The 25,948-nt window shown below is 64.2% G+C and carries 15 protein-coding genes and 1 pseudogene; 12 read left to right on the top strand and 4 right to left on the bottom strand.

All coding sequences use genetic code 11. The features are described 5' to 3' along the window. Positions 1-44: 44 nt before the first annotated feature. Positions 45-5,126 carry a beta strand repeat-containing protein gene (locus NFE57_RS13650; protein ID WP_252136147.1) on the top strand — a complete coding sequence of 1,694 codons (5,082 nt, stop codon included), beginning with the start codon at positions 45-47 and terminating at the stop codon, positions 5,124-5,126. 264 nt (positions 5,127-5,390) lie between these two features. Beyond that, entirely contained in the window at positions 5,391-6,410 is a 1,020-nt protein-coding gene (locus NFE57_RS13645; protein WP_252136146.1) for an SMP-30/gluconolactonase/LRE family protein, read from the top strand. A gap of 12 nt (positions 6,411-6,422) precedes the next feature. Here the strand turns inward: NFE57_RS13645 and NFE57_RS13640 are convergent, their stop codons facing one another. Continuing rightward, positions 6,423-7,715, bottom strand: coding sequence for an MFS transporter (locus NFE57_RS13640; protein ID WP_252136145.1), 1,293 nt, complete (start codon positions 7,713-7,715; stop codon positions 6,423-6,425). A gap of 106 nt (positions 7,716-7,821) precedes the next feature. Here NFE57_RS13640 and NFE57_RS13635 point away from each other — a divergent pair, with 106 nt between their 5' ends. Both NFE57_RS13635 and NFE57_RS13630 read left to right on the top strand, forming a co-directional pair. Beyond that, complete coding sequence (locus NFE57_RS13635; RefSeq protein ID WP_252136144.1) at positions 7,822-10,683, top strand: TonB-dependent receptor; 2,862 nt, start codon at positions 7,822-7,824, stop codon at positions 10,681-10,683. 138 nt (positions 10,684-10,821) lie between these two features. Beyond that, positions 10,822-13,458, top strand: a complete 2,637-nt coding sequence (locus tag NFE57_RS13630; RefSeq protein ID WP_252136143.1) for a glycoside hydrolase family 3 C-terminal domain-containing protein — start codon at positions 10,822-10,824, stop codon at positions 13,456-13,458. 42 nt (positions 13,459-13,500) lie between these two features. On the opposite strand, the gene NFE57_RS13625 is transcribed toward NFE57_RS13630, so the two are convergent. After that, positions 13,501-14,448, bottom strand: a complete 948-nt coding sequence (locus NFE57_RS13625) for a LysR substrate-binding domain-containing protein (RefSeq protein WP_252136142.1) — start codon at positions 14,446-14,448, stop codon at positions 13,501-13,503. A 118-nt stretch (positions 14,449-14,566) separates the two neighbouring features. On the opposite strand from NFE57_RS13625, the gene NFE57_RS13620 reads away from it, so the two are divergent. Beyond that, the gene (locus NFE57_RS13620) at positions 14,567-15,436 is read left to right on the top strand and encodes a pirin family protein (protein WP_252136141.1); all 870 of its coding nucleotides are present in this window, start codon (positions 14,567-14,569) and stop codon (positions 15,434-15,436) included. A gap of 136 nt (positions 15,437-15,572) precedes the next feature. Further along, a complete protein-coding gene (locus NFE57_RS13615; protein WP_252136140.1) occupies positions 15,573-16,211 on the top strand; it encodes a hydrolase in 639 nt (212 codons plus the stop codon). A gap of 192 nt (positions 16,212-16,403) precedes the next feature. On the opposite strand, the gene NFE57_RS13610 is transcribed toward NFE57_RS13615, so the two are convergent. Then, a complete protein-coding gene (locus tag NFE57_RS13610) occupies positions 16,404-17,267 on the bottom strand; it encodes a hypothetical protein (protein WP_252136139.1) in 864 nt (287 codons plus the stop codon). 160 nt (positions 17,268-17,427) lie between these two features. On the opposite strand from NFE57_RS13610, the gene NFE57_RS13605 reads away from it, so the two are divergent. Continuing rightward, a complete protein-coding gene (locus NFE57_RS13605; protein WP_252136138.1) occupies positions 17,428-18,738 on the top strand; it encodes an SLC13 family permease in 1,311 nt (436 codons plus the stop codon). A 70-nt stretch (positions 18,739-18,808) separates the two neighbouring features. On the opposite strand, the gene NFE57_RS13600 is transcribed toward NFE57_RS13605, so the two are convergent. Then, complete coding sequence (locus tag NFE57_RS13600) at positions 18,809-20,113, bottom strand: exopolysaccharide biosynthesis polyprenyl glycosylphosphotransferase (protein ID WP_252136137.1); 1,305 nt, start codon at positions 20,111-20,113, stop codon at positions 18,809-18,811. 319 nt (positions 20,114-20,432) lie between these two features. Between NFE57_RS13600 and cysD the strand changes: the two are divergent. The 5 genes and pseudogenes from cysD to NFE57_RS13575 form a co-directional block, all read left to right on the top strand. Continuing rightward, positions 20,433-21,344, top strand: a pseudogene (cysD, locus tag NFE57_RS13595) (sulfate adenylyltransferase subunit CysD); the annotation flags it as partial. Beyond that, positions 21,344-23,269 (top strand): sulfate adenylyltransferase subunit CysN, encoded by a 1,926-nt coding sequence (cysN, locus tag NFE57_RS13590; RefSeq protein ID WP_252136135.1) that lies wholly within the window; start codon positions 21,344-21,346, stop codon positions 23,267-23,269. The pseudogene cysD and the gene cysN, both read left to right, overlap by 1 nt. Further along, positions 23,266-24,012 carry a 3'(2'),5'-bisphosphate nucleotidase CysQ gene (locus NFE57_RS13585; RefSeq protein WP_252136134.1) on the top strand — a complete coding sequence of 249 codons (747 nt, stop codon included), beginning with the start codon at positions 23,266-23,268 and terminating at the stop codon, positions 24,010-24,012. The genes cysN and NFE57_RS13585 overlap by 4 nt, the downstream gene beginning before the upstream one ends. 109 nt (positions 24,013-24,121) lie before the next feature. After that, positions 24,122-24,460, top strand: a complete 339-nt coding sequence (locus NFE57_RS13580) for a hypothetical protein (protein ID WP_252136133.1) — start codon at positions 24,122-24,124, stop codon at positions 24,458-24,460. A 106-nt stretch (positions 24,461-24,566) separates the two neighbouring features. Continuing rightward, on the top strand, positions 24,567-25,948 hold a 1,382-nt coding region (locus NFE57_RS13575), incomplete at its 3' end, for an O-antigen ligase family protein (protein WP_252136132.1).

Raw genomic sequence — 25,948 nt, 5'->3', positions numbered from 1 at the left:
ACCATCGAATGCAACGTTAAGTACTATCTGGGGAGTACGATTACATGGCAATTCTCGTTCTGGACAATGAGTCCAATGTCGCCGCGGGTACCGTGTCGGTCTTCGGGACCAGCGGTCACGAAGATCTCACGATTTTTGCGGGCGCCAAGGTTACGCTTCTGAGCGGTTTCGAGCTCGGCGGTGACACCATCCGGTTCAGCGGCAATGCTGACGATTACAACGTCGTGCGCGACGGCTCGACGGTCGTCTTCACCGATGCGGCGGGCACGTCGGTACGGCTGCCGGTGAGCCTCACCGGCAGCACCGAGGTGGTCTTCGCCGACGGCACGTTCGATGTCGGCCTTGATGGCGGCCAGGTCGTGATCGGTGATCAGGTGATCACGACCACGCCGGCGCCGGTCGAAGGCGGCAGCAGCAGTGGCGGCGATGGCGACATCTTCAATATCACCGTTGCCGCGGTGGCCGATGTCGTCGAGGGTGCGGGCGATCTGGTGTTCCGGTTCGACCGGCCGGCGGGGCAGGGCGAGATCACGCTCAATGTCGCCACGGTCGGCGGCACCGCAACCGCGGGTCAGGATTATACGCCTGTCGCGCAGCAGGTGACCTTCGCGGCGGGTCAGACGACCCAGTACGTGATCGTCAAGGTGAGCAACGACGCGATTCGCGAGTCGACCGAGACGGTCGTGCTCCAGGTGACGTCGGCCGATGGCACCACGACGGTCGCGACCGCCACGGGCAACATTCTTGACAGCCTGGGCGCGGAGCCCCCGGTCACGCCGCAGTCGTTCATCCTGACGACGGGCGCCGACACGATTGACGGTGGCGCGGGCAACGATCGCATCAGCGGCGTCCAGAACACCACGCTGCCGGGCAAGCTGCTGTCGTCGGCCGACATCATTGATGGCGGTGACGGGATCGATACGTTGATCCTGATCAACGCGGGCGCCGGCTTCGACAACAAGCTTGATGACGTCGATCTGACGAATGTCTCGAACGTCGAGGCGATCAAGACCAATTATGACAACGTGACGCTCGGCGCCAAGGCGGCGGCAGCGGGGATCATCTCGGTCGATACGTCCGAATCGAATGGGACCATCCTCGATATCAGCTCGGCCGGGATGACGAATTCGCTGAACGTCAAGATGTCGGATGAGGAGGCGGATGTCGTCATCACCGATCTCGCGATCGGCGGCGATGTGATCAACACCGGCGTCAATGCCGTCGGCGGTGGCTATTACGGCTATGGAACGATCGATGCGATCTACTTCGCCAACCAGGTAACCGGCATCAGCGTTACCATCGATGGTAACGCGGTTGGTGACGGCGTGGCGCCGGATGCCGATGGCAATCTGGGCGTAGCGATCCAGTCGCTCGACGCGGCTGGCAATCCGGTCGGCGCGATCACTTATGCCGATGACGAGGGCCTGGCGCTGGTCACCGCTGCGGGGATCACCGTCAACGATGGCGATACCGTGATCGGGACGTTCGACCAGGTGGTGCTCGGCACGGCCCTCGATGATTCGGTGACTGTCAGCGGCTATGCCAATGGCGGCGACGGCGACGATTACATCAGTGGCAGCAGCGGCAACGATTGGCTCGTCGGCGGTGCCGGCGACGATTATCTCGAGGGGAGAGGCGGTGTCGATCACCTCTACGGTGGTGCCGGCGACGATTATCTCGACGGCGGTGCCGGGCTCGACGTCATGGACGGCGGCGAGGGCTCCGATACCTATTACTTCGACAATGGCGAATTCGTCGCGGCCGAGGCGATTACCGATACGGGGACCGGCGCGGACGATATCGATACGCTTGAGGTCTACAGCAGCAGCAATCTGACCGACGCGCAGTTCGCGAACAAATCCGGGTTCGAGGCGCTGGATGCGTGGGGCATGACGCTGGTTACGCTTGGTGCCAATGCCGAAGCCGCGGGGATCAACATCGTCGAGCTTGGGTGGGGCGGTGCGTCGGGCGCCAGCCTCGATGCGGGCGCGTTCACGACCGATCTGACGGTTTTCGGTTACGGTAACATCAAGACCGGCGCCGGTGACGACCACGTCATGGTCATCAATTCGACCGGAGGCGCTCGTACCTTCGATCTGGGTGACGGCGACGATACGATTGCCGAATCCGGCGATAATGAGATCAAGAGTGCCGACGTCATCAGCGGTGGCGCCGGTTACGATACGCTGATCCTCGGTGTCGACGCCGAAACGGCTGCGATGAACGGTTATGACGGGGCGCTTACGCGGAACTACAGCACCACCAACATGACGGGTATCGAAGCGATCGTGCTCGAAACGGGGTTCCAGGCGGTTGCCGATCCCGCTGGGGGCGATGTCGATGGTTTCGCGCAAAGCTACAACATCAATGTCAGCGCGGCATCGGTGGCGGCTGGCGGTTCGCTGATCGTTGATGGCAGCGCGCTTCAGGCCGGGTTGGTGACCTATGTCGGTGCCGATGGCACGCTGGGCACGGCCGACGACGTTACCGATGATGAGAGGCTGGTCCTTGATGGCAGCGCGCTCGGTGCAGGGCAGTCGCTCGTAGGCACCGGCGGCGCCGGAGACGATATCCTGATCGGCGGCGCCGGCAACGATACGCTGACCGGCGGTGCAGGGGATGACATGCTCCTCGGCGGTGCTGGCAACGACACGCTCGATGGCGGTGAAGGCAGCGACTATTATCTGTTCAATAACGGTGAGTTTGTCGCTGGCGACACGATCAACGACAGCGGCACCGGCGCTGACGACGTCGATACCGTCGGGATCACGAGCGCGACGGCGCTGACCGATGCCTTGTTCGCCAACAAGAGCGGGATCGAGGTGCTCGAAGCCAGCGTCACGACCGGTGCGGGTGTCGAGGTCACGCTTGGTGCCAATGCTCAGGCGTCGGGGATCCGTACGGTCGAACTCCTGGGCCTTGAAGACCTTGATGCGAGCGCCTTTACCGAGGGGCTGACGGTCGGCGGTGCGGGCAATATCACCACCGGTTCGGGCGGCGATACGGTCAACTTCCGGGGCAATGCCAACGCGACGATCAAGACCAATGCTGGCGACGATGTCGTCAATCTCGCTTCGACGGCGACGGGGACGCTCACGATCGAGCTTGGTGCGGGCAACGATATCATTCACGGCGGCGCCGTGGTTGATGCCGCCGACAAGCTGGATGGTGGTACCGGCTACGATACGCTCGAGCTCAACGGCGTGGTTGGCATCGGCTTAAACGCCAACTTCAAGAACTTCGAGCAGATCGACTTGCTCGCCGGCAAGGCGGTCGATGCCACGCCGGGGACCGCCAATAGCTACTTCCTGTCTTTCGTTGATGCCAACGTCACCGCCGGCGGTACGCTGAAGGTCGATGGGTCGGCACTGCGGGGCGATGTGGTTACCAACTTCGGTGGCGACGGCGTTCTGGGTGGCGGCGACGACACGGTGGGCCACGAAGCGATGTTGATCGATGCCAGCGCGGTTACGGGCGGCAGCGTGGACATCACGGCTGGTGCCGGCAACGACATCATGTGGGGCGGTGCCCGGGCCGATGTGCTCAATGGTGGCGCTGGCGATGATGTGATCTTCGGCGGCGCGGGTGATGACACCATCTACGGCGGCGACGGCGACGATTGGATCGTCGGCGGCGACGGCGCGGATATCATGTACGGCGGCGCGGGTGACGACACCTTTGCGGTCACGCTCACCCAGTTCAACAGCGAGCGCGATGAGGTCTTCGGCGGCGAGGGCACCAACACGCTCGCGATCGACGGTGGTGGATCGGCGGCGGCAGATGTCGCGGATGTCGGCTTCAACGGCCGCTATCACGATGTCACCAACGTGCTGCTGTCGAATGGCACCTTCAACTGGGTGGCGGGTAGCTACTCGGAAGATGCAGGCGTCGAGACCATCGAGATCGACACCGGCTCGGTCGGCAACATCTCGCTCATCAACTTCACGCACGATGGGACGACGCTGATCGGTGCCGATGGCAACGATACCTTCACCGGCTCGGCCTTTGCCGACATTTTCTACACCGGTGAAGGCGACAACATCGTCAACGCTGGTGCCGGAAACGACACCATCCACCTCAACGACGATGGCGCCGCTGGCCTGCAGACGATCAATGCCGGTGATGGCGATGACATCATCTACGGCGGTAACAATGTTGACGCCCTGGATGTGATCAATGGCGGCGCCGGCAACGATACGCTGGTGCTCGGCTATGCCAATGATAGTTTGATGACGACCTCGACAATCGACTTCTCGGTGGGCAATCTGACCAATGTCGAGACGATCCAACTGACGTCGGGCTACGACGCGGATGCGCTGGCCGGCTGGCATGATTACGATCTGACCTTCGGCGACCTGAACGTCGGCGCGTCGGGCGTGCTCACGGTGAACGCTGGCGATAACGGCAGCGAAGACATCGAGTATGTGACCATTGACGCATCGGCATTCACCGCCGGTCATGCGCTGCATTACGTCAACACCGGCGCTTTCGGCGAAAGCGACATCTCCGGTGGTGCCGGCAACGACGTCATTACGACGGGCGATAGCACTGACACCGTCTATGGTGGCGCAGGCAACGACACGATCAACCTCGGTGCCGGCGCCGACTATGTCGAAGGTGGCCTGGGCAAGGATACGATCAACCTCGGTGCCGATGAGGATATCGATGTGGTCGTGATCAATGACGGCGACTCCACTACGGGGGCGTTCGACGTCATCTCGGGCTTCCAGGTCGATAGTGACGCTGCTGCCGGGCTCCAGGGCACGGCGAACGACTCGATCGATTTCGGGTCGGCAGTGCTTACCACCACCGCTGTCTCGGTCGTCGATGGCTTCCTCCAGCAGGGGTCGTCGATCGGTGTGGACGTCGAAGCGCAGACCACCTTTACGGCGGCGCTTCAGATGGTCGAGCAGATGCTCAACTCGGATACGGGCGATAACAGCGGTGTGCTCGCGTTCGAATGGCACGGCAGCACCTATATCGGTGAGATCACCGATACGGGGACTGGCGGCGTCTTCAACGCAGCGTCGTTCACCGATATCGTCCAGCTCGCTGGCGTGACCGGCATGAGCGAACTGGTGCTCGATGGCGGCTTCAGCGCGACGTCGCTGGGTCTGTCGGCGTAAAAGCGGACAGGCACGGCCTCGGCCGTAGCGAAAAAGAAGGGCTCCGACCGCAAGGTCGGGGCCCTTTCTTGTTGAGCAAAGTACGCTGACCCCAGGTGGTATGGCGATGATCGCGTGTGCTGTCGGGGAAACAGCCGTCCTGGGCACCGGACGCCACACCAACGCGCCGGCAGCTTTGCACCGGTTTCCATCGGGCCATTGCATCGCGACCCGTGTGACCGCTAACCTGACAGCGTAACGATGCTAGGGAGAGAGGGCAGCGCGATGACGATCGGTCGACGGACGGTCATAAGCGGTGCGTTGGTGGCGGCGCTCGGGGCGAAAGTGGGGATGGCGCGGATGCCGCCGCCGACCGCGGTCCGACGACTGTCGCCGGGGCTCGATCGCGTCATTGCTCCCGACGCGACGATCGAGACGATCGCGACCGGCATCCAATGGGCGGAAGGCCCCTTATGGCTGCCCGATCAGAACGCGCTGCTGTTCACCGATCCGCCGGCCAACATCATCCGGCGCTGGCAGGCCGGGAAGGGCGTGGCGCCGTTCCTGAACCCGTCGGGGGCCGCCGATACCGATCCCGCGCTGGTCCGCGAGCCGGGAGCGAACGGCCTTGCGCTGGGTGTCGATGGCGCGCTCAGGCTCGCCGATAGCGGCAGCCGTGCGCTGGTGCGGGTCGATCTGGCGAGCAAGCAGCGGACGACATTGGTCGATCGCTATCGCGGCAAGCGTTTCAACAGCCCCAACGATCTCGCGATCGCGCGCGCAGGCACGATCTATTTTACCGATCCGCCCTATGGGCTTGCGCAGGGCGACACATCATCGCTCAAGGAACTCGACCACAACGGCGTCTATCGCTGGGCTCCGGGAGGGGAGGCGGTGCTGCTCGACGGCACGCTGACCCGCCCCAACGGGATCGCGCTCTCGCCCGACGAACGCACCTTGTATGTTACCGTCTCGGACAAGGAGGTCGCGGGCGTTTATGCCTATCCGCTCGACGCGCGTGGCGATGTCGGCACACGACGCTTGCTGCTCGACGCGCGGCCGATGCTCGCCGACGATGCGCCGGGGATGACCGACGGGATGAAGGTCGCCGCCGATGGCACGCTGTTCTGCTCGGCGCCGGGGGGCGTGCTGGTCATGACCCCCGAGGGCGAAATGCTGGGGCTGATCTCCGGGGGGCGGGCGATAGCCAATTGCTGCTTCGGCGAAGATGGGCGCACGCTGTTCATGGCCGCGACGGATCGCGTGCTGCGCGTGGCGCTGCGGCTGAACGGATGGCGTGCGTAAGCGGCGATCGGCTCAGGGGCGTCGCTGGGGACGCGGTAGGCGGCGCTCGATCGCGAGCACGCCCAGACCGGCGGCAGCGAGGCAGATCGCGAGGAACAGCATCGGTGCGAGGTTACTCCCCGTATAATCGTGGATCGCAGGCACCGTCGTCTGCGCGATCAGCCCGCCGAGATTGCCGACCGAATTGATCGCGGCGAACCCGGCCGCGGCGCGCGCGCCCGACAGGAAACGCGGCGGCAGGGTCCAGAATACCGGCTGGCCGGAGAAGATCGCCGCCGCCGCGATCGAGAGCATGGTGAATTTGAGCACCGGCCCCGGCACGACCACGCTGAGCACGAGGAACAGCGCGCCGATCAGTGCGGGGCCGGCGGCGTGCCAGGTCTGGTTGGCATAACGCGCGGCATGGCGCGGCACCGCCCAGAGTGCGACCGCCACCAACATCCATGGAATGATATTAAGCATCCCGTTAGCCGTATTCGACACCCCGAACCCGGCGACGATCGTCGGCAGCCAATAGCTCAGCCCGTACGCCGCGAGCGGGAATCCGATATAGACGAGGCACAATAGCAGCACGCGCGGATCGGCGAGCGTGCGCCATGCACTGCCCTCGTCGGCGGTATCCGTATCGGACGGGGCGAGCGCCTTGGCCAGCCATGCCTTTTGCTCGGCGGTCAGCCAGCGTGCTTCTTCGGGGCCGCGCGGCAGCACGAACAGGACGACGGGCGCGAGCACGACCGCGGGAATGCCGGTCGCGACGAACACCCATTGCCAGCCGGCGAGCCCCAGCGTGCCATCGGCGTCGAGCAGCGCGCCGCCGATCGCCGCACCGATCGCGTTGGCGACCGCGCTCGACAGCATGAATGCGCCGACCGCGCGAGCGCGGTGTTCCTGCGGGAACCACAGCGTCAGCACGTAGAGTACGCCGGGAAAGAAGCCGGCTTCGGCGGCCCCGAGCAGGAAACGCAGCACGTAGAAGGAGGTCGCGCTCTCGACGAAGCCGAGCAGGATGGTCACGGTGCCCCAGGTCGCCATGATCCGCGCGAACCAGGCGCGCGCGCCGACGCGTTCGAGGATCAGGTTCGACGGTACCTCGAAGAGGAAATAGCCGAGAAAGAACAACCCCGCGCCAAGCCCATAGGCCGCCTCGCTCATCCCCAGCGCGTCGACCATCTGCAGCTTGGCATAAGCGACGTTTTGCCGATCGATATAGGCGATCATGTAGATGAGGCCGAGCAAGGGCACGAGCCGGAGCATGATCCGTCGCGTCGTGATCCGGCCGATATCGGCCATGTCGCTGCCCGGCATCGGCATCCCCCCGTCTATTTTCGACTATTTTTTGCCCCGAGAGTCGCGGCTGGGATATTCTTGCGACATTTGCCCGATATCCGTCTAGCCGGAATTGATTCGGTAAATGAGGCGTTTGATGCGGTTGGCGGTGTTGGCAGCGGGTGTGGCGTTGAGTGTGTTTCCCGCGATGGCGTGGGCGCAGGAGGTCGCATCGTCCGGTTCGGACGTCACCGGGCAGGTCGCGAGCGACGACGAGACGGACGAGGACGGCATCGATGTGGGCGATGCGATCGTCGTTCAGGCGAGCCGCAGTCTTCCGGGGGCGGTGATCGGTGATATCCCGCCCGATCAGCAATTGGGCCCGGCCGACATTCGCGCTTATGGGGTCAGTTCGATCTCGGACCTGCTGACCGAACTCGGGCCCCAGACGCAGAGCGCGAGCGGTGGTCGGCCGGTGGTCTTGCTCAACGGGCGCCGGATCGCCGACTTCCGCGAATTGCGGGATTTGCCGACCGAGGCGATCCTGCGCGTCGATATCCTGCCTGAGGAAGTGGCCCTGAAATACGGCTATGCGGCCGATCAGCGCGTGGTGAACATCGTGCTGCGCCCGCGCTTCCGTTCGACCTCGGTCGAATTGAACAATCGGATGCCGACCGCGGGCGGCACGTCCAGACCCGAGGCCGAATTGGGGCTTGTCACCATTACCCCCACCGGCCGGTTCAGCCTCAATCTCGAATATGAACGGCAATCGCCGCTGCTCGAAAGCGAGCGCGACATCCTTCCCGAAACGCGCGACGCGCTGTTCGATCTCGCCGGCAATATCACCGCCGGGCCGGGGGGCGTGACGGGGGAGATCGATCCCGCGCTGTCGGCGATCGCGGGGGCGCCGGTGATGATCGCGGGGGTGCCGACGTCGGCGGCGGGCGGTGCGCCGTCACTCGGCGATTTCGCCGGTACCGCCAACCGCGCGAATGTCAGCGATCTGGGCCGGTATCGCACGCTGCGGCCCCAGACGCGGCAGTTCCAGGCGAATGCGGTCTATGCGCGCACGCTGGGCGACGTGCAGGCGACGATCAACGGCAGTCTTGAATACAATCACAGCCGCGCGCTCCAGGGGCTGCCGGGGATCAGCATCACGCTGCCCGCGGACAATCCGTTTTCGCCGTTCGACGAGGAGGTGACGCTCAGCCGCTATGTCGAGGGCATGCCGCTCGAACAGACCAGTCGTTCGATCACCAGCCACGCCGGGGTAACGCTCAACGGGTCGATCGGCACCAATTGGCGGTGGACGGTGACGGGCAAATACGACCGCGTCGACAGCCGGTCGTTCACCGATCTCGGTGTCGATCCGTCGGGGCTGGAGGCGGCGCTGGCGGCGGGCAATCCCGGCATCAATCCGTTCGGCCCGTTGTTGCCGCCGCTGATCGGTCCGATCGCTGGCAATTACGCCGCGTCGACCTCGACCACCGGCGCCGCCGATGCGTTGCTCAACGGCAATCTGGCCAAGCTGCCCGCGGGCGAGATCGCGACCTCGCTCAAGCTGGGCGCGGAAACCAATGATTTTTCGAGCCGGTCATTCCGAAGCGGGGTGATCCGCGACGGCGATATTTCGCGCGATATCGTCAACGGGCGGCTCAATGTCGACCTGCCGATCACCAGCAGGCGGAACCACGTACTGGCCTTTGCCGGCGATCTGTCGGTCAACGCCAATGTCGCGATCGATCATCTGTCGGATTTCGGCACGCTGACCACGATCGGCTACGGTGCCAATTGGCGCCCGTTCGATGCGCTGCGCGTGCAAGTCTCGTTCGACGAGGCCGAGCAGGCACCGAGCGCCAACCAGCTCGGCGATCCGACGATCTCGACCCCCAACAGCCGGATCTTCGATTATGTGCGCGGCGAAACGGTGGATGTTACCCAGATCAGCGGCGGCAACCCCGGTCTCGGCGCACAGAAGCGGCACGGCTTCAAGGCAGGGTTCAACGTCAAGCCGTTCGGCGAGACCGATTTCAACCTGCGTGCGGATTATATCAACCGGCGCACCGATAACGACATCGCGAGCTTTCCCGCGGCGACCGCGGCGATCGAGGCGGCGTTCCCTCAGCGTTTCGTGCGCGACGGTGCGGGCGAATTGATCAGCGTCGATACGCGTCCGATCAATTTCGCACGGCGCGAGAACAAGCGCATCCGCTGGGGGTTCAACCTGTCGCTGCCGGTCAAGTCGAAAATCCAGCGCGAGATGGAAGCATATCGCAACGGCACCGGGCCCAACCCGTTCGAGGGGAGGCAGCGCCAGCGCGGCGAAGACGTGCGCGGCGCGCGGCGTGCCGTCGGGGAAGGCCGCGCGCCCGATGCCGCGCGCGGTGATCGACAACCGCCTGCGGGCGACGGCGAACGGACCGCCCCGCCGGAAGCGGCGCGCACGCCGGGTGGGCGTGGTCCCGGCGGTGGCGGTGGTTTCGGGCGCTTCGGTGGCGGCGGTGGTCGCGGGCAGGGCGGCGGGCGCCTCCAGTTTTCGGTCTATCACACCTGGCATCTCGAAAGCCGGGTCAACATCCGCGATGGCTTGCCGATCCTCGATCTGCTCGATGGCGATGCGTCGGGAAGTTCGGGCGGGCAATCGCGCCACGAGGTCGAACTGCGCGCGGGCTATACCAACAATGGGCTCGGGGTGCGTCTCAACAGCGACTGGAAGAGTGCGACCGTCGTCAATGCCGGCACCGCGGGCGCGCCGCAGCAGCTTCATTTCGGGGCGCTCGCGACCTTCAACCTCCGGCTGTTCGCCGATCTGGGCCAGCAGCGCGATTTCGTTCGCAAACACCGCTGGGCGCGCGGCATGCGTATCAGTTTCTCGATCGACAATCTGCTCGACCAGCGCCAGCGCGTCCGTGACGGCGCCGGGATGACGCCGATCAGTTACCAGCCCGATTATCTCGACCCGATGGGGCGCACGGTGCGGTTGAGTATCCGGAAGCTGTTCAACTGATCGCGTTTCGTAGCGCTACCAGCTTGTTCGGCTGGCCATGGATTTGCACTATATCGACGCGCTGGTAGCGCTACATTGACAGCGTGATGCCGAACAGGCCACACTCGCCCGACAAGAAGAAGGTTTGGGAGAGGAATGATGGGTCTCAAGGCTCGGCTGGTCGGTGCATCGGCGCTGGCGCTGGCGATGGTGGCGGCGGGGCCGGTGGCGGCGCAGGATTACCTCAATCCCGATTTGCCGGTCGATCAGCGGGCTGCCGATCTCGTGGGTCGGATGACGCTCACCGAGAAAGCCGCGCAGATGCAGAACGAGGCGCCCGGAATCGAGCGGCTCGGCATCCTGCCCTATGATTATTGGAACGAGGCGCTGCACGGCGTCGCGCGTGCGGGTGAAGCGACGATCTTCCCGCAGGCGATCGGCATGGCCGCGACCTTCGACCGCGAGCTGTTCCACCTTGAGGGGCAGGTGATCGCCACCGAGGGGCGGGCCAAATACAATCAGGCGCAGCGTGAGAAAAATTACGATCGTTATTATGGGCTGACCTTCTGGTCCCCCAATATCAACATCTTCCGTGATCCGCGCTGGGGCCGCGGCCAGGAGACGTTGGGCGAAGACCCCTATCTGACGGGGACGCTCGCGACCGAGTTCATCACCGGTCTGCAGGGCGACGATCCGCGCTATCTGAAGGCGGTTGCGACCCCCAAACATTATGCCGTGCACTCGGGGCCCGAGCCGCTCAGGCACGGCTTCAACGTCGATCCGTCGCAGCGCGATCTTTCGGAAACCTATCTGCCTGCGTTTCGTCGCACGATCATCGAGGGCAAGGCCGAATCGCTGATGTGCGCGTACAATGCGGTGTTCGGCACCGCGGCGTGCGCCAACAAATGGCTCCTTCAGGATGTCCTGCGCAACGATTGGGGGTTCACCGGTTTCGTCACTTCCGATTGCGGGGCGATCGACGACATCACCACCGGGCATCACAACACCAGGACCAATGCCGAGGGCGCCGCGCTGGCGGTGAAGGCCGGCACCGATACCGGCTGCGACTTCAAGGACGAGATGCTCGATCTGCCCGAGGCGGTCCAGAAGGGCTATCTCACCGAGGCGCAGATGGATGTCGCGCTCGAACGGGTGTTCGCCGCGCGCATCCGGTTGGGGATGTTCGATCCGCCCGCGCAGGTGCCGTTCACGGCGATCCCGATCAGCGAGAATCATTCCGACGCGCACCAGCAGATCGCGCTGCGCGCGGCGCGTGAATCGATCGTGCTGCTCAAGAACGATGGCCTGCTGCCGCTCGACAAGACCGGTCAGAAAATCGCGGTGATCGGGCCAAGCGCCACCTCGCTGATCGCGCTCGAAGGCAATTACAACGGTACGCCGACGACGCCGGTGCGACCGCTCGACGCGATGGAAACCGTTTTCGGTGCCGATCGCGTCACCTATGCACAAGGCGCGCCCTTCGTCGCCGAACTGCCGGTCGCCGTCCCGCGCACCGCCTTTCCCGGCGGGCTGACCGCGCGTTTCTACAACAGCGCCGACTTCTCGGGGCCGGTGGTGGCGACGCGCGCCGAGAAGGATATCGACACCAATTGGGCGGGGATCGATCCCGCGCCCGGCGTCGATCGCAAGACCTTCTCGGTGCGCTGGACGGGGACGCTCGCGGTGCCCGCGGCGGGCGATTATCTGTTCCAGCTCGAAACGCGGCGTGGCTGCGACGCGGGCGGCAGCGAGACATACACGATCCGTATCGAGGGCAGCGCCGATCAGGTCTTCTCCGCCCCCTGCAACGAGCGCGAGACCAAGCGCGAACCGATGCGTGTGCATTTCGACGATACGCGCCCGCGAGCCTTTACGCTCGAACTGGCGCATCAATCGGCGCGCGCGGGTGATGTGACCTTCACCTGGCAGGCGCCGGTCGCGGCGCTGCGCGATCAGGCGGTCAAGGCGGCGGCGGATGCCGATGTCATCGTCGCGTTCGTCGGGCTCAATGCCTGGCTCGAAGGCGAGGAAATGCCGCTCAAGGTGCCGGGGTTCGACGGAGGGGATCGCACCAGCATCGCGCTGCCCAAGGCGCAACTCGATTTGCTCGACGCGCTGGAGGCGACCGGCAAGCCGGTGGCGATCGTGCTTCAGAGCGGTTCGGCGGTGGCGCTGGGCGCCCACGGGGAGAAAGCGAACGCGGTCCTCGCGGCGTGGTATCCGGGCGAGCGTGGCGGACAGGCGATCGCCGAGGTGCTGCGCGGTACCGTCAATCCCAGCGGACGGCTGCCGGTCACCTTCTACGCCTCGACCGATCAGTTGCCGCCGTTCACCGATTATACGATGGCGAACCGCACCTATCGCTATTTCGATGGCAAGCCCGAATATGCGTTCGGCCACGGGCTCAGCTACACGCGTTTCGTTTATTCGGATCTCAAGCCCGATGCCGCCAGCGTAGCCGCGGGCAAGGGGCAGACGGTGCGGGTGACGGTGCGCAACACCGGCGCGCGGGCAGGCGACGAGGTTGCACAACTCTATCTGGCGACACCGGGCCGCGCGGGCACGCCGATCCGTTCGCTGAAGGGCTATGAGCGCGTCCATCTCGCACCCGGCGAAGCGAAGACGATCAGCTTTGCCCTTGCGCCGCGCGATCTGGCCTTTGCCGACGACAAGGGCGTGATGCGCGTTGCGGCCGCAGAATATAAGCTCTGGGTCGGTGGCGGTCAGCCCAGCACAGGCGCGCCGGGGATTGCCGGCAGCTTCCGGGTGACGGGGGACAAAGCGTTGCCGAATTAGGCGTTCAGGGCGGTTCCATCCCGCTCCGATCGAAGGCTGAATTCACACCGGGTCGTCGGCGGTCGTTCCCGATCCATCCATGAATTGCTCGGTTTGCCGGCGCTGTGCGCCGCATTCGAGCGCGAGGTAATCGAGCAGCGCCCGTACCGATGGCAGCAGGCCCCTGCGCGACGGAAACACGGCGTGCACGATGGCACTGCGTGGCCGCCATGCAGGCAGGATTTGCATCAGCCTGCCGGTGCGGATGTCATCCCGGATCATCAGGGTCGGGAGTTGGACCAAGCCGACACCGGCAAGCGCCGCCTCGCGCAGCGCCGCCATATCGTCGCTGACCAGGCGGGGGCGATGCGGAATCAACGCTTCCTCGCCATCGCGATTTTCAAGGCACCATGCATGGTCGCGATGCGCGGGTCCGAGGTCGAGGCTGGGCAGCGCACTCAGATCGGCGGGTGATGCAAGCGCGGTTCCGACCAGGCCGGGGCTCGCGACGAGGGTCTGCGTGCTTTCGTCGAGACGCCGCATGACGAGATCGGTGGGCGCGAGCGGCGGGAAGCGCACACGGATGGCGATGTCGACCCCTTCGGCGATGACGTCGACGCTGCGGTTGGTCCCTTCGAGATGTACCTCGACGGCAGGATTGGCCGACATGAACCGCGCGATCAGGGCGCCGAACTGAAAGTTGATGAGCGCGACCGGGCAACTGATCCGGACCACGCCACGCGGCTCAGCGCTGACCTGGGCAATGATCTGCTCGGCGGCCTCGGCCTCGACCAGCATGGCGCGGCAGCGATCGTAGAACGCCCGCCCGATTTCGGTCACCGAGAACCGGCGCGACGAGCGGTTGAGCAGCCGGACGCCGAGCCGGTCCTCCAGATTCTGGAGGCGACGACTGAGCTTGGACTTCTGGATGCCGAGCGCGCGGCCAGCGGCGGCAAAACCACCATGATCGACGACGGCGACGAAATAATAAAGGTCGTTGAGATCGTGCATCGTCCCACTGATAGGACGCTGCGTCGGGTGCCGCAATCTTCCGGTGTCGTCGTTCCGATATTAGCTTCATGGCAACAGTGATCGGCCGGTAGCTCGCCGATCCTATCGGAGGCAGACCATGATCAAGCAGATTCTCGGCCGCTACGGCAATAATCGCGGCCATTGGGTGGGCGACGGCTTTCCCGTCCGATCGCTTTTTTCCTACAACAATCTGGGCGCGCACATCAGCCCGTTCCTGCTGCTAGATTATGCCGGCCCGCACTATTTCGAGCCGACGAACGAACGGCGCGGCGTCGGCCAGCATCCGCATCGCGGCTTCGAAACCGTCACGATCGTCTATGACGGCGAGGTCGAGCACCATGATTCCACCGGCAATGGCGGCGTCATCGGCCCCGGCGATGTCCAGTGGATGACGGCGGCAGGCGGCATCATCCATGAGGAATATCATTCCCCGGCCTTTGCGAAGACCGGCGGGCCGTTCCGCATGATCCAGTTGTGGGTGAACCTGCCCGCCAGGGACAAGATGGCGCCGGGTGGTTACCAGAGCATCGTTTCCGCCGATATCCCGGTCGTCGAATTTGGCGATGGGGCAGGCAAGGCGCGGATCATCGCCGGCGCGTTCGCCGGCGTCAAAGGGCCAGCCCGGACGTTCACGCCGATCAATGTCTGGGACGTGGCGTTGACGCGCGATGCCGATGTCACGCTCGAACTGCCCGAAGGCCATAATGCGATGCTCGTGATGCTCACCGGCCATATTACGGTCAATGGCGTTCAGGCCGCGGGTGAGGCGGAGATGGTGTTGCTGGATCGCGAAGGCAGCCGTGTCGCCGTCCACGCCGATGGCGACGCGACGCTGCTGGTGCTGACCGGCGAGCCCATCGACGAGCCGATCGTCGGCCATGGCCCGTTCGTGATGAACAGTGAGGCCGAAATCCGTCAGGCGATTGCGGATTTCAACAGCGGCCGTTTCATCCACGCCGCCGCTTGAGGGATGGGGCCGGCCAGCGCGGGCTGACCCCATTTCCTCTTTATTGATTTGGGAGCGAGAGGTGCTCGCATCGTTCCCCGTGCGCAGGATGCCGCGCGGTATCACGACGAGCGCGTGAATAGAAAGGAATGTCACCATGTCCAGCGAACCACGGCGCGATCCCGTCTCCGACCAACTGCTCACGCCGGAGAATGCAGCCTTTATCATCATCGACTATCAGCCGGTCCAGGTCAGCTCCATTCGGTCGATGAACGCCGGGGAAATGGTGTTCAACATCGTCAGCACCGCGAAGGCTGCGGTCACCTACGGCCTGCCGATCGTCCATTCGACCGTGAATGTCGCGACCGGCAATAACAAGCCGCCGATCCAGCAACTGCAGGACGTACTCGGGGATTTCCCGACCTATGATCGTACGACGATCAACAGTTGGGAGGATGTCGAATTCCGCAGGGCTGTCGAGGCGACCGGCCGTAAGAAGCTGATCATGACGGCGCTCTGGACCGAAGCGTGTCTGACCTTCCCCGCGCTCGACGCGATCAAGGAAGGCTATGAGGTCTATGTCGTGGTCGATGCGGTCGGCGGCACGTCGGTCACAGCGCATGAAGCGGCCTTGCGGCGCATGGAACAGGCCGGTGTCAAGCTGATCAGTCGGGTCCAGCTTTATTGCGAGCTTCAGCGTGACTGGAACCGGGCCGGCACGGTTCCGGGCTTTCTGGACGTCTTCGACAATTTCGACGGCTTCAACGCCGAGAAGGCAGCAGAAAAGGCTGGATAAGCCGACTGCGGGACACGGCGGCCGCCGCTGGCAGTCGCCGCACGTCCGGGAGCCGGATACGCTCGCGTGCGGACCGGCGACGCCTTGTTCTAGAGTGATTTCGATTCAGATGGAATCGTCTGACGACTCGGAAGCCGCGGTAAACAAAAGATAATCCAGAGTCGATCCGGTTCTGTTAGAACCGGATCGACTCTAGTTTGGGGATGGCGCGGATGGCTTGCTGGAGGGGGCGTCTGGTGGCGCGACACCATCGCTGCCCGATTGCGAGCGCTGGTTCCAGGTCGCCAGAATTGCGCCGGTCGCGGCATTTTCGATCCGCACTTCATCCACCGACGCCGCGATCACGCAGATCGGTCGCTGTTCGATTCCTCCCGGTTGCACACATCGAACCGGATCACCGCCCGAGCGCCGCGCGATACGCCCGGTCAACCGGACGCGAAAGCCGCGCGACGCGTCGAACGATTCGGCGGGTATGCGTCGGACGACGGTAAAATTGTGGTCGTTGCGCCGATCGGTGCTGGTGAAAAACTGCCCGATGGCGAGAGTCTGTCCGGGGAGCGTGATCGCCTCGATGCCTCGTGCGGTCGCCTGGCCGGCCTGCGATGGACAGGCGACGGTTGAAGACCAGGGACGGGCAATCCAGAACCCTTCGATCGCGTCGATGCCGGTTGCCGGGTCAACGTTCCACGCTTGCGGTTGCCACGTCGTTGGTGCGACGTGCACACGCAGCGTCTGTTTGGCCTCGTCATAGCGCCAGCGCATGGATTGCGTGCTGTCCTCGGCACTGGGGCCAGCACAGCCGAACGGCAGCAGCAGATCGAAACGCCGGTCGGCGGCGTCAGTCACCGCTGCGGGGATCGGGTCGCCCGATGCGAAGGCGTCGGCCGCCCGATCGGCGAGCGAGATGATGGCGCCGCGATCGAGCGAACCGGGGGGCTCCGGTTTTGGTGTCGGGGCGGGGGCCGGGGGCGCAATCACCACCGGTGTCACGGGTTCGGGAACGGCTGGTGCCGTGCCGCGACCAAGCACGAAGCCGGCCCCGCCCACCACGATCACCGCGGCGAGGCCGCCCGCAATGGCAAGCCGGCTCGTCCTGACGCTGGGTTCCTGCATGGGGAAGTGATAGCAAATCCTGCGCCATCCTCCAGACCGGATCGATATTTTATCGCCATCGCGTCGTTGACAGACGCGCCCCGGCATTCGAGGCAGGGGTAGCATGACGATCGACCAGATTCTGACGCTGCTCGTCCTGGCAGCCGTAATCGCCGCGCTTATTTGGGACAAGGTCCGGTCGGACGTTGTCGCGCTGACCGGCGCGGCGGTGTTGCTGATGACCGGCGTGGTGCGGCCCGTCGACGTGCAGGGCGCGTTCGCCAGCCCGGCGATCATCGCGCTCGCGTCGCTGTTCGTGATCGCCTATGCGCTCGAACTGTCGGGGCTGCTCGATCGGGCGATCGCGCTGGCGGTGCGGATGTGCGTGCGTCTGGGGGCGGCCGGCGTCTGGCTGCTCCTGACGATGATCGGCTTGCTGTCGTGCTTCCTCAATTCGACGCCGATCGTCGTGCTGGGCGCGCCGGTGGTGCGCGACGTCGCCACCCGGCTCAACCTGTCGCCCAAACGCTTTCTGATCCCCTTGTCGTACATCACCATCCTCACCGGATGCTGTACGCTGATCGGCACGTCGACCAATTTGCTGGTCGATGACATGGCGAGCATCGCCGGGCAGCCGCGTTTCGGTATCTTCGAGATCACGCCGGTCGGCCTCCCGATCGCGCTGGCGGGCGGGCTCTATCTGTTTCTCGTCAGCGGGCGGTTGCTCGGCGGACGGTATGAGGGGGACGCCAGAAAGGGGAGCCCCGGCCCGATCGATCAGGCGCATATCAACAATGCGCAGGTGGGCGATGTGCAGGTCTTCGCCGAACCACGCCGGTTTCGGCCGGCCAAGGCGGCGATCGCGCTTGCGACCTTTGTCGGGGCGGTCGTGCTCGCCACGCTGCACGTCGCCCCGATCGCGGCGACTGCCTTTGCCGGCGCGGTTGTGCTGATCCTGCTGCGCGTCATCAGCGCCGACGAGGCGTATAGCGGGCTCCGGCCGGAAATCCTGATCCTGATCGCGGGCATGGTGGTGATCGGCATTGCGATGGAACAGAGCGGGCTTGCGACCGAAGCGTCGCGGATGCTGATCGTCGGCGTGGACGGGCTCAGCCCGCTCGTCGCGATGATGGTACTCTACATCGTCACGATGGTGCTGACCGAGTTGCTCTCCAACGCGACCGTTGCGGTGCTGGTGACGCCGGTCGCGGTGGCGCTCGCCGAGAGCCTCGGCGTCAGTCCACGCCCCTTTCTGGTGGCGGTGATGATGGCGGCGAGCGCGGCGTTCGCCACACCGTTCGGTTATCAGACCAACGTCATCGTTTATCAGATGGCGGGGTATCGGTATCTCGATTTTGTGAGGATCGGCTTGCCGCTCAACTTCATCACGTTCGCGGTGGCGATTGCGGCGATCCACATGGCGTTCCCGTTCTGACCGCCAAGCTACAAGGTGGCGGTTCGGCGTCGCCTGTTCGAGTCACGGTGCGGCGAACCTCGTTTCGCGCCTAATAAGCGTTGCGGTGAAACAGGACGCGGAAGGTTTGCAGGATGATTTTGATGTCGCGCCAGATCGACCAATGGTCGAGATATTCGAGATCCGAATGGAGGCGGTTGAGGAGGTCGTCTTCGTGGTGCGTGGCACCGCGATAGCCGCGAACCTGCGCCAGGCCGGTCAGCCCCGGTTTGATCGCGTGGCGCGACCAATAGCGGCTGTCGATTTCCCAGAACAATTTGTCCGCCGCGCGTGATCCAAGCGCATGGGGGCGTGGGCCGACGACGCTCATGTCGCCCTTGAGGACGTTGAAGAGCTGCGGCAGTTCATCGATACTGGTCTTGCGGATAATGGCGCCGACGCGCGTGATCCGCGTATCGCCGCGCTGCGTCGATTGATCGCCGAGCGCGTCACAATTGTCGGCGCGCATGCTGCGGAATTTGAGCATTTCGAACATTTTGTTGGCGCGGCCGATCCGGACTTGCCTGAACAAGAGCGGCCCCGGACTGTCGAGCTTGATTGCGATGGCGATGAGCAGCAGCAGCGGTGAGAGCAGGATTAGAACGACCGCCGCGACGGCAACGTCGAACGCGCGCTTGACTGCACGGTCGAACAGACCCAGCGGCCCGGTCGAGACAATGACCGTCGCGCGCCCGCCTTGCCGCCCGATGCCGAGCGGGACGAGTTGATCGAGTTCGGGCGCGACGATCTCGCCCTGGATGTTGGCGCCGCGCAGCGCATTGGCCCAGCTTAGCCGACGGCTGGGATCGCACGCAACGACGACGCGGTTGGCGCCATCGAGTACCTGCGCGAGGCGATCGTACATGTCGGGATCATCGCCATCGGGGTCGAAATAGCCTTCGGTCGATATTTGCGCTGCATAATCGCCGCGCGGCAACGGTCGATCGCCATCGACCAGCAGCACGACGCCGAACGGATTGCCCCCGATGATCCGCGTCGCATGCTTCATGAACCAATAACGCGATGCCGCGAGCAGCGCCACGCTCACGACCGCGCCGACGAAGAAGGCGAAGCGGGAGAATTGCGCGCTCGTCTTGAGCGCGAATGCGACGAGCAGCAGGAATCCTACCGCAAGTGCCATCGCCTGCACTGCAAGCCTGATCGCGCGGAGGCGGTGCTGGATCAGTTCGGGTGAGTAGGCACCGGCATTGGCCGCGGTGAAAAGATAGACCGGTAACAGTGCCGCGATCACTAGCTGGAGGCGGTTGTCCGAATAGGGGATGTCGTTGAGCAACGGCACGAGCCCGTAGCCGGCCAGGATGCACGCGACGTCAAGCAGGATCAGATAGGTGAACAACCGAACGCGAAGGCGCTTGGGTCGAGGGCGCGCACTGATGGATGGCGACGCTGTAGATGTGGTGACTGAGCTGACAAGCTGGAGGTTCATGCCCACCCTGTGCGGGAGTTGTATGCCCCGCCCCTGACGAGCGGCTTAGCGTTCATCCATTCCGTCGCGCAACTTCTTTTTGCATTGCAGCAGCCAAGAACTGACTTGTGGCGGCGGGTGGATAACACGCTAGTTTCACAACGGTCAGCAGCCGCAGGAGTAAAGGCGCTCAAATGCAAAACGCGACGAACCGGCTTGCCGGCACGTTACCCGGAACACTGGCCGGGGCGCGCCGGACATGAAGACGACGCTGACCCATCTTCAACGGCTTGAGGCCGAAAGCATCCATATCATGCGCGAGGTCGCCGCCGAGGCGGAGCGGCCGGTGATGCTCTATTCGGTCGGCAAGGATTCAGCCGTGATGCTGCATCTGGCGCGCAAGGCTTTCTATCCCGCGCCGCCGCCATTTCCACTGCTTCATGTCGATACGACGTGGAAGTTCCAGGCGATGTACGAGTTGCGCGATCGCGCCGCGCGTGACGCGGGCATGGAATTGCTCGTCTATCAGAACCCCGAGGCCAAGGCGCAGGGGATCAATCCGTTCGATCACGGCAGCCGCCACACCGATATGTGGAAGACCGAGGGGCTCAAGCAGGCGCTGACGCTCCACGGCTTCGATGCCGCCTTCGGCGGCGCGCGGCGCGACGAGGAGAAGGCCCGCGCCAAGGAGCGCATCTTCTCGTTCCGCTCGACCAGCCACGGCTGGGATCCCAAGCACCAGCGCCCCGAACTCTGGCGGTTGTACAATGCGCGCAAGGCGAAGGGCGAGAGCATCCGCGTCTTCCCGCTCTCGAATTGGACCGAGCTCGACATCTGGCAATATATCCAGCTTGAACAGATCGAGATCGTGCCGCTCTATTTCGCGGCACCGCGCCCGACGGTGGAGCGCGACGGGCTGATCCTGATGGTCGATGACGAGCGCTTCCGGCTGGCGCCGGGCGAAAAGCCGGTGACGCGCTCGATCCGCTTCCGCACGCTTGGCTGCTACCCGCTGACCGGGGCGGTCGAGAGCGAGGCGGCGACCTTGTCCGAGGTGATCCAGGAAATGCTGTTGACGACGACGTCCGAGCGGCAGGGCCGCGCGATCGACCATGACAGCGCCGCGAGCATGGAGAAGAAGAAGCGCGAGGGCTATTTCTGATGACCGCCACATCACCCGTGTATGAAACCGATGCGCTGATCGCCGAGGATATCGACGCCTATCTGGCGCTTCACCAGACCAAATCGATGCTGCGGTTCCTGACTTGCGGCTCGGTGGACGACGGCAAGTCGACGCTGATCGGGCGGTTGCTCTACGATTCGAAGATGATCTTCGAGGATCAGCTTGCCGCGCTCGAGGACGATTCGAAGCGTGTGGGCACGCAAGGGCAGGAGATCGATTTCGCGTTGCTCGTCGATGGCCTCGCCGCTGAGCGCGAGCAGGGGATCACGATCGACGTCGCCTATCGCTTCTTCGCCACCGAAAAGCGCAAGTTCATCGTCGCCGATACCCCCGGTCACGAGCAATATACGCGTAACATGGTGACCGGCGCGTCGACCGCCGATCTCGCGGTCATCCTGATCGATGCGCGCAAGGGGATGCTGACGCAGACCCGGCGGCACAGTTTCCTCGCGCAATTGTTGGGCATTCGCCACATCGTGCTGGCGGTGAACAAGATGGACCTCATCGGCTACGATCGCGGGGTGTTCGACGCGATTGTCGCCGATTATCGCGATTTTGCGAGCAGCATCGGGATCAATGATTTCACCGCGATTCCCTTGTCGGGGCTGTGCGGCGATAATATCGCGCAACGCTCCGAGGCGATGCCCTGGTATACCGGCCCGACGCTGATCGAACATCTCGAAAACGTCGAGGTCGATAGCGATAGCGCGCGCGGCGGGCCGTTTCGGATGCCGGTGCAATGGGTCAATCGGCCCAATCTCGATTTTCGGGGCTTTTCGGGGCTGATCGCGCGTGGATCGGTGCGGCCGGGCGATGCGGTTCGCGTCGTGCCCTCGGGGCACACGTCCAGGATCGCGCGGATCGTTACCCTGGATGGCGATCTCGACGAGGCGGTGGCGGGGCAGTCGGTGACACTCTGCCTCGCTGACGAGATCGATTGTTCGCGCGGCGATGTGCTCGCCGCGGCCGACGCACCGCCGCAGGTCGCCGACCAGTTCGAGGCGACGATCGTCTGGATGGCCGAGGAAGCGCTCCAGCCGGGGCGGGCCTATTGGCTCAAGCTCGGCACGCAGAATGTCAGCGCGACCGTGCAGCCGCCCAAATATACGATCGACGTCAACACGATGGCCGAACTGTCCGCAAAGACGCTCGAACTGAACGATATCGGCGTCGCGGAGGTCTATACCGATCGCGGCGTCGTGTTCGAATCTTATGGCGATGATCGCGATCTGGGTGGGTTCATCCTGATCGACAAGGCGACCAATGCCACCGCCGGGGCGGGGTTGATCCACTTCGCGCTCCGGCGCTCTCAGAATGTCCATTGGCAGGCGATCGATATCAGCCGCGAAGCGCACGCCGCGCAGAAGAGCCAGCGGCCGCGCGTGCTGTGGTTCACCGGCCTGTCGGGCTCGGGCAAGTCGACCATCGCCAATCTGGTTGAAAAGCGCCTACACACGCTCGGCAAGCACAGCTTCCTGCTCGATGGCGACAACATTCGCCACGGGCTCAACAAGGATCTGGGTTTCACCGACACCGACCGAATCGAGAATATCCGGCGTGTGGGCGAGGTCGCCAAGCTGATGACCGATGCGGGGCTGATCGTGCTCACCGCGTTCATCTCGCCATTCCGCGCCGAACGCGCGATGGCGCGCGCGATGATCCCCGACGGCGAGTTTGTCGAAATCTTCGTCGATACGCCGCTGGGCGTCGCCGAGGCGCGCGATGTGAAGGGGCTCTACAAGAAGGCACGCAGCGGTGAGCTCAAGAATTTCACCGGCATCGACAGCCCGTACGAACCGCCCGAAGCGCCTGACATCCATATCGACACCACCAGGCTCACCTCTGAAGAAGCAGCCGAGCGGATCGTCGATTATGTGCTCGCGCTGGGGAATGGCGACCGATGACCGACGCCGAACTGGCGCGATCGCTCGCGGTCGAGGCGGGCGATCTGCTGCGCCGCATCCGCGATGAGGGCACCGACGAGGGCAAGGCGCTCGGCCAGCGCGGGGATCGCGAGGCCAATGCGCTGATCCTAGCGCGGCTTGCCGCCGAACGTCCCGACGATGCGGTCCTGTCCGAAGAGGCCAAGGACGATCGCTCGCGGTGTGCGGTGGCACGCGTCTGGGTGATCGATCCGCTCGACGGCACGCGCGAATATAGCGAATGCCGCGGCGATTGGGCGGTGCATGTCGGGCTGGCGATCGACGGCCGGCCCGCGCTGGGCGCGGTCGCCATCCCCGATTGTGATGCTGTATTCGTGAGTGACGCGATCGCCACGCCACGCGCGCCGCGCGAACGGCCGGTCATGGTCGTCAGCCGCACGCGCCCACCCGAGATCGCGATCAAGGTGGCGGAGGCGATCGGGGCCGACCTGCTGCCGATGGGGTCGGCGGGTGCCAAGGCGATGGCGGTGGTCGATGGCCGCGCGGATATTTATCTCCACGCCGGCGGCCAGTATGAATGGGACAATTGCGCGCCTGCCGCGGTCGCGCTCGGTGCCGGACTCCACGCCTCGCGCCTCGATGGTAGTTCACTCGTCTATAATTGCGAGAATCCGCTGCTGCCCGACATCCTGATCTGTAGCGCCACTTGGGCAGGGCCGGTATTGGCGGCGATCCGGGCGGTGACGGCAGTGGAGCGAGACTAGGTCACTCGCCGGGCAAAAAAGTCGTGACGTATGCAGGTTCAGTCGGTAGCGCGGAACTCCGGGTTGCGATCGGCAGCGCCGGGACCGCTCCCGGAGTCGATATTTTACGATGATTTTTCCGTATCTTGCCGATATTGCACGATCGTGGGGTCAGGCCAAGCTTTGGCTGTCCGATGCGACGGGGTTGAGCCCCGACGCGTTGCACGTTCACGTCAGCATTCTCGCCATGTTGACGGGCGCGGTGTTGTGGCGTCGGCGGATGGATCATCCGCTGCCCTGGTTAAGCGTGCTGGTGCTGGAAATCGCCAATGAAGCGCTCGATCTGAGTACCCCCATCGGCGGCGAGAACTCACTCCACGCGTCGATGCACGATATCCTCAACACCATGTTCCTCCCGACCGTCATCCTCATCTGCCTGCGCTTCACGCGGCGCTGGCGACGAGTGTGAGCTGCCGTCTGGCCGCCGCCATGCCCTCGCGTGGAAGCCTTAACTGGACGGCATGGCGACATCACTCCTATCAGGGCGAACCCTAATTCAGGAGAATGCCGCTATAATGCGAACCGGACATGCACCCGTCAGCACCCGTTGGCTGATTGCAGCTTTCCTCCTGATCGTTGCGATCGTGTTCGGGGGCGGCGGGACACCAGCCCCTCGTGCCGAACTCGTCGTGCAGATCGCGGCGCTGAGCGCGATTGTCGTCTGGGTGTGGGCTTGGGTCCGACCCGGTAATCGCGATCGCGCCGAGGCACACGCGCTGACCGATTGGCCTTTGTTTATGCTGGCGGCGTTGTTCGTTGCGATCCCGTTGCTCCAACTCGTGCCGCTGCCGCCAGCGATCTGGCACCAGCTTCCGGGGCGCGAGGTGGAGCGTCAGGCACTGGCCTTGGTGGGCGCCGAACAGGTGTGGATGCCGCTTTCGGTATCGCCGACGCGTACGCTTGCGTCGCTGCTATCGCTCCTCCCGCCGATGGCGATGCTCTATTTTACGACGAGGCTGACCCTACGCGAACGGTCACGGCTGCTGGGTCTGGTGGCAGCACTCGGGCTGCTGTCGGTCGTCGTTGGAGTGGTTCAGTTGGCGAGCGGCAACGGCAATTGGTTGCGGTTCTACGATATGACGAATTACGGTTTCGCAACGGGGTTCCAGGCGTCACGCAATGCGCAGGCCGATGTGCTGCTCGTCGCGTCGATGGCTTTCGCTGCCTGGGCGGCAACCAGCCGGCGGATCGCGGAATCGCGGCAGGGCTGGATTGCAGTGGGTTCTGTGCTCGTCGTGCTGTGGTTGGCGATTGTCGTCACGGGATCACGCTCGGGCTTCGCGATGATTCCCATCGCACTTATCGCCTGTCTTGTCATGGTAGTTCGGCGAGTGCGCCTGCCCGGCCGCCGGATGGCGGTGCTCGCGGTCGGTGCATTGTTACTGTTGGGGGGCGCCGGCGTCGTCCTGCATGACAATGTGCGGGTGGAGCGCACTTTGGCGCGCTTCGACGATTTGAAGGATGTGCGGCCAGAAATTTGGTCGGATACTTGGTATGCGATCGGGCAGCATTGGCCGGCGGGGACGGGGGTAGGGACGTTTCGACCCGTCTTCGATGCGTCCGAACGCCTCGAAGTGGTTCGCCCGAGTTATGCGAACCGGGCGCATAATGATTATCTCGAGTATTCGCTCGAGGCGGGCGTTGTGGGCGTGCTGGCGTTGGCGATCGCTCTCGTCTTCGCGCTCTATCGTATTTGGACGACGCTTCGTCGGAATGATGACCGGCGAGCGCGCGTTCAGGCGCTTTGTGTGCTTGGGGTGCTGACAGTCTTGCTGTTGCATTCGTTGGTTGATTATCCGATGCGGTCGCTGTCGCTGGGTGTGATGGCCGGGCTGTTTGGCGGTCTGCTGTCGGGTGGGGTTCGGGGACGGGCTTTGCGGGTACGGCGCTCTGCGGA

Origin of the sequence: Hephaestia sp. MAHUQ-44, assembly GCF_023806085.1 — a bacterium.
Classification (GTDB): Bacteria; Pseudomonadota; Alphaproteobacteria; order Sphingomonadales; family Sphingomonadaceae; genus Sphingomonas.
The sequence above is the reverse complement of the archived record's forward strand: the minus strand, read 5'-3'. Positions and strand labels throughout refer to the sequence as shown.

Excerpts from the sequence above, each read along its gene's own strand:
- NFE57_RS13650 (WP_252136147.1), top strand. The coding sequence starts at position 45 with ATGGCAATTCTCGTTCTGGACAATGAGTCCAATGTCGCCGCGGGTACC.
- NFE57_RS13645 (WP_252136146.1), top strand. The coding sequence starts at position 5,391 with ATGACGATCGGTCGACGGACGGTCATAAGCGGTGCGTTGGTGGCGGCG.
- NFE57_RS13640 (WP_252136145.1), bottom strand. The coding sequence starts at position 7,715 with ATGCCGGGCAGCGACATGGCCGATATCGGCCGGATCACGACGCGACGG.
- NFE57_RS13635 (WP_252136144.1), top strand. The coding sequence starts at position 7,822 with ATGAGGCGTTTGATGCGGTTGGCGGTGTTGGCAGCGGGTGTGGCGTTG.
- NFE57_RS13630 (WP_252136143.1), top strand. The coding sequence starts at position 10,822 with ATGGGTCTCAAGGCTCGGCTGGTCGGTGCATCGGCGCTGGCGCTGGCG.
- NFE57_RS13625 (WP_252136142.1), bottom strand. The coding sequence starts at position 14,448 with ATGCACGATCTCAACGACCTTTATTATTTCGTCGCCGTCGTCGATCAT.
- NFE57_RS13620 (WP_252136141.1), top strand. The coding sequence starts at position 14,567 with ATGATCAAGCAGATTCTCGGCCGCTACGGCAATAATCGCGGCCATTGG.
- NFE57_RS13615 (WP_252136140.1), top strand. The coding sequence starts at position 15,573 with ATGTCCAGCGAACCACGGCGCGATCCCGTCTCCGACCAACTGCTCACG.
- NFE57_RS13605 (WP_252136138.1), top strand. The coding sequence starts at position 17,428 with ATGACGATCGACCAGATTCTGACGCTGCTCGTCCTGGCAGCCGTAATC.
- cysN (WP_252136135.1), top strand. The coding sequence starts at position 21,344 with ATGACCGCCACATCACCCGTGTATGAAACCGATGCGCTGATCGCCGAG.
- NFE57_RS13585 (WP_252136134.1), top strand. The coding sequence starts at position 23,266 with ATGACCGACGCCGAACTGGCGCGATCGCTCGCGGTCGAGGCGGGCGAT.
- NFE57_RS13580 (WP_252136133.1), top strand. The coding sequence starts at position 24,122 with ATGATTTTTCCGTATCTTGCCGATATTGCACGATCGTGGGGTCAGGCC.